Source organism: Elioraea sp. Yellowstone, assembly GCF_006704265.1.
In the GTDB taxonomy this organism is placed as follows: Bacteria; Pseudomonadota; Alphaproteobacteria; order Acetobacterales; family Acetobacteraceae; genus Elioraea.
In genome coordinates, this window is the sequence record NZ_VIKA01000213.1 from 1 (window position 1) to 4,168 (window position 4,168).

Here is a 4,168-nt window from a genome sequence, read left to right on the forward strand (position 1 = left end):
GCGGAACTTGGTCTACCTCGCCGGCCCCACCCACCACCCGGTCGTGGGGGGCGCTTTGATCCACCACATCGTCGTGGTGGTGGAGCGCCGCGCCTAGGCTACCCGCGCCGCGGCGGCCGAGGCGAAGCGCGCGGTCGCCGTCTCGCTCGCCGCGCAGGTGGAGCGGGACGTCGGCGGCATCGCCTCGGCGGTCGAGGCCGCCTCCAGCGATGCCGGCGAGACGGCGGAGGTGATCGCGAGCAGCGCGGCGGCGATGCGCCAGGATGCCGCCGCAGTGCTGCTGGCCGCCCAGGGCGCCTCGGCCGACCTCCAGGTCGCGGCCGCGGCGGCCGAGCAGATGACCGCCTCGATCGCCGAGGTCTCGCGCCGGCTGAGCACGGCCGCCGAGATGGCGAGTCGCGCGGCTGCCGAGGCGGCGAGCGCTGATGCGACGGTCGCCGACCTCGGTCGCGCGACCCGTCGGATCGAGGACGTGACCTCGGTCATCGGCGATGTCGCAGCGCGTACCAATCTGTTGGCCCTGAACGCGACCATCGAGGCGGCGCGCGCCGGCGAGGCTGGCAAGGGCTTCGCGGTGGTCGCCTCCGAGGTGAAGGCGCTCGCGACCCAGACCGCCAAGGCGACCGAGGAGATCGCGAGCGAAATCGCCGGCGCCGGCCGCGTGGCGGAGCGGACGGTGCAGACCGTCTCGGGCATCGTCTGTGCGATCCGCGAGCTCGAAGGGGCCACGGCAGCCATCTCCGCGACCATGGAACAGCAATCGGCCGCGATCGCCGAGATCGTCCGCTCCTCGCAGCGCGCGGCGGGCGCGGCGCAGTCGGTTGCCGAGCGGGTTGCGGCGGTCGAGCGCGCAGCGGAGGCGAATGCGGCACGCGCCGAACAGGGGCGCACGGCCGCGCGCTCGCTGGCCGACAGCGCAGCCGCGCTGCGGCGCCAGATCGGGACGGTCTCCGAGACGCTGCGCGCGGGCTGAGCCCGATCAGCGGTACAGCGCCTTGTCGAACCGCCGGTGCAGCCAGAGCCATTCGGCGGGGCGATCGCGGATCCAGCGCTCGAGCGTATCGTTCACCGCCTGGGTCAGCGCGGCGATGTCGGCGTGGCGGTCGCCGCTCGCGGGCAGCGGCAGGGGCGGCTCGACGACGATGCGGAACCGTGCCGGGCCGAGACGTTCCGCCCGCGCCGGCATCACCGGGCAGCGGAAGCGCAGCGCCAGATGGGCGAGCGCCGGAGCGGTCATCGCGGTCCGGCCGAACAGCAGCGCCGGGATGCCGTCGTTCATCTTCTGGTCCAGCAGCATGCCGACCACGCCCCCGCGTGCCAGATGCGCGAGTGTCGCGCGCGCGCCGGCCGGCCCCTTGGGCAGCATCAGCGCGCGCCCGCCCATCGCCGCGGTGCGGATGGCGGTCAGCATCCGGTCGATCAGCGGGTTGCCGATCGCGCGATAGACCACGCCGGCGGCGACCCCGTGGCGTGCCGCCGCCGGCAGCAGAACCTCCCAGTTGGCGAAATGGCCGGAGAACAGGATCGCGGGCCCGCCGGCCGCGGCGATCGCGCGGAAATGCGCAAGCCCCTCCACCTCGATCGCGTCCGCGCGGTCCATCAGCGCGGGCAGCACCGGCAGCTCGCCGCCCACGCGGCCGAGATTGTCCCAGCACGCGCGGATCGTCGCACGCCGCCAGGCGGGGTCGCGGTCGGGAAAGGCAAGGCGGAGGTTCACCTCGGCGACGCGGCTCACCGGCAGGAGCGGTCCGAGCGTGCGGCCGATCCAGCCGCCGAGTTCCGAGGCACGCCGCGGCCCGAGGGCGCGCAGCCCCGTCATCAGCGCGCGGACCACCGCCGCCTCCACCCGCCAGCGGAGGCGCCTGACCAGCGGGACGCCGCTCACGCCGGCAGGGGTTCGCGCGCCGGCGCCGGGACGTGCGGCGCGAGCAGCGCCTCGAGCGCCGTCTCGTCCTCCCAGGCGAGACCGATCGGGGCCACCGCGATGCGGTCGCGGAAGGCCGGCGGCACCCGGACGATGTCCTTGCGCGTGGTCACCGGCAGGGCGTGCAGTGCCTCCGCCTCCTTGAGCAGGTCGCGGATGTCGGTCTCGTCATAGGGATAGTGGTCGGCGAAGCTCTGCCGGCCGACCACGATCACCCCGGCCTCGGTCAGCGTGTCGAAGAACTTGCGCGGATTGGCGATGCCGGCGAAGGCCAGCACCGGCCGGCCGGCCAGCATGGCCGTCTCGGGGCCAGGCACAAGGCGCGCGCGCAGCACGGGCAACTCGGGCGGCAGGGCGGCGGAGACGCCCGTCTCATCGCGGCCGATCAGTACGGCGGCATGCGCCCGCGCCGCCGCCGCGGCGACCGGCTCGCGCAGCGGCCCGGCCGGGATCACGCGGCCATTGCCGAAGCCGAAGCCGCCGTCCACGACCAGGAGCGAGAGCGATTTCGCCAGCGTCGGGTTCTGCAGCCCGTCATCCATCACGATCGCCTGCGCACCCGCCGCGATCGCCGCGCGCGCGCCGGCCGCGCGGTCGACCGACACCCAGGTGGGCGCGATGGAGGCGAGCAGCAACGCCTCGTCGCCGACATCCCGGCAGCCGTGCCGGTCGGGATCCACCTGCACCGGGCCCCTGAGCCGCCCGCCATAGCCGCGCAGCAGCCCGTGCGCGGCGACGCCGCGCCGGTGCAGCCGCTCCAGGAGGTCGATCGCGACCGTGGTCTTGCCGGCCCCGCCCGCGGTGACATTGCCGCAGCAGATCACCGGCACGGGCGCCTGCCAGCCCTCCCGCGCCACGCGCCGGCGGGTGGCGCCGGCATAGAGCGCCGAGAACGGAGAGAGCAGGAGGGCGGGAAGACCACCACCGCCAGGGCGCCAAAACTCGGGTGCGCGCAGCATCCTTGCCTCTACCCTTCCGTGTGCTCCCCTGCCGGCAGAAGGCGTAGCAGCCCTTCGGCCATGCGGTCCAGCACCATGGCGTGTGCGGCCGCGGCCGCCGCCGCCGCCCGCGCCGCCGCGCCGCGCCAGGCGGGCTCGTGCACCAAGCGCAGGATCCAGGCGGCCAGCGCCTCCGGACCGGCAACCTCGCTCGCGGCACCGGCTGCGCGCAGCATCGCGGCGATCTCGGCGAAGTTGCCCATGTGCGGACCGAACGCCACCGGCAGGCCAAGCCGCGCCGGCTCGAGCGGGTTCTGCCCGCCGCGCGCGACCAGCGAGCCGCCGACGAAGGCGCCGAGCCCGAGGCGATAGAACAGCCCGAGCTCGCCCAGCGTATCGGCGATCCAGACCGGACCGGAGGGGTCCTGGCCGGCCGAGCGCCGGGGGGCTGCGAACCCAGCCGCGCGCGCCTCCGCCGCGACCTCCTCTCCCCGTTCCGGATGGCGCGGGACGAGGATCAGGCGGAGATCCGGCACGGTCTCGCGGGCGCGGCGCTGGGCGGCAAGCACCAGCGCCTCCTCGCCCGGATGGGTGCTCGCTGCCACCCAGACGGGGTCGGCACCGAACAGCGCGGCGAGACGGGCGTGCTCGGCAGGGTCCGCCGGCAGGGGCGGGGTCGCGAGCTTGAGATTGCCGGGCGGCGCGACGATGGCGCCGAGCCGGGCAAGCCGGTCGGCATCGGCACGCGACTGCGGCAGCACCAGCGCGAAGCCCCCGAGCAGCCGGCGCGCGAGCCCCGGAGCAAGCCGCCAGCGCGCGAAGGAGCGGGCCGAGAGCCGCGCGTTGACGAGCGCCGCGGGCACGCGCCTGGCGGCAAGGGCGGCGAGCGCGTTCGGCCACAGCTCGCTCTCGACGAAGCCGGCCGCGTCGGGGCGCCAGTGGTCGAGGAAGCGGGCGAGCCAGGGAGGCACATCGAGCGGCGCGAACTGGTGCACCAGCCAGGGCCGACCGGGCAGGGCGCCGGACCGTTCCGGGTCGGCTGCGCGCTCGCCCAGCCGGTCGGCGATCAGACGCGCCGCGGTGACGGTGGCGGTGGTGAGCAGCACGGCGAGGTCGGGGCGGGCCTCGTGCAGACGCGCGATCAGCGGCAGCACCGACTGCGTCTCGCCGACCGAGGCCGCGTGCAGCCAGAGGAGGGGCCCCTCGGGCCGCGCCAGCCCGGCGATCCCCCGTCGCTCGGCGAGCCGCGCCGGAAACTCCCTGCCGCGCGCGGCACGGCGGGCGAGCCAGAGCGGCAGGGCGGGGG

Annotated in this window: 4 protein-coding genes; 1 reads left to right on the top strand and 3 read right to left on the bottom strand. The window is 75.8% G+C overall.

Going from position 1 to position 4,168, the window contains the following annotated elements; translation table 11 throughout:
* Window positions 1-157 precede the first annotated feature (157 nt).
* On the top strand, window positions 158-973 hold the full coding sequence (locus tag FK498_RS17655; protein ID WP_141856889.1) for a methyl-accepting chemotaxis protein: 816 nt from the start codon (window positions 158-160) through the stop codon (window positions 971-973).
* A 6-nt stretch (window positions 974-979) separates the two neighbouring features.
* Here FK498_RS17655 and FK498_RS17660 read toward each other — a convergent pair whose 3' ends face one another.
* The 3 genes from FK498_RS17660 to FK498_RS17670 all read right to left on the bottom strand — a co-directional run.
* Window positions 980-1,885: a lauroyl acyltransferase gene (locus tag FK498_RS17660; RefSeq protein WP_237561003.1), complete on the bottom strand. Its 906-nt coding sequence runs from the start codon at window positions 1,883-1,885 to the stop codon at window positions 980-982.
* Window positions 1,882-2,880 carry a tetraacyldisaccharide 4'-kinase gene (gene lpxK / locus FK498_RS17665; RefSeq protein WP_161988477.1) on the bottom strand — a complete coding sequence of 333 codons (999 nt, stop codon included), beginning with the start codon at window positions 2,878-2,880 and terminating at the stop codon, window positions 1,882-1,884. The genes FK498_RS17660 and lpxK overlap by 4 nt, the downstream gene beginning before the upstream one ends.
* Before the next feature lie 11 nt (window positions 2,881-2,891).
* Window positions 2,892-4,168, bottom strand: a 1,277-nt coding sequence (locus FK498_RS17670; protein ID WP_237561005.1) for a 3-deoxy-D-manno-octulosonic acid transferase, incomplete at its 5' end; no start/stop codon positions are given.